This is a genomic window from Acinetobacter sp. AL9 (genome assembly GCF_041464035.1).
Lineage (GTDB): Bacteria > Pseudomonadota > Gammaproteobacteria > Pseudomonadales > Moraxellaceae > Acinetobacter > Acinetobacter towneri.
Genome location: NZ_JAYFSK010000251.1, coordinates 1 through 255, shown reverse-complemented (window position 1 = coordinate 255; position 255 = coordinate 1). Strand labels below are relative to the sequence as shown.

General features: G+C 40.4%; 1 pseudogene. It reads left to right on the top strand.

Annotated elements, in window-relative coordinates:
- Positions 1-64: 64 nt before the first annotated feature.
- Positions 65-255 (top strand): annotated as a pseudogene (locus ACEO2X_RS14560) (RNA-guided endonuclease TnpB family protein); the annotation flags it as partial.

Sequence of the window (255 nt, the reverse complement as noted above, 5' to 3'; positions counted from 1 at the left end):
GTGGGCTAAATATGGTGCTATTTCAGGTTTGAATATCAGTGACAGAGCTATTCGTGATGCGTGGATGAAAGAAAGTCGTGACTTTGGTGTTTCTGCAAATGCGTGGAAAGAAACGCTACGTGATTGCGTAGGTGATATTAAAGCCTATCGAGAAGCATCAAAAGACAAAGTAAAGCAGGCGATCCGAAAACGCACCTCCTGTAATAATGAACAAAAAAGACTATACACCTTGCTTAAAAAAGATGAATGGATGAC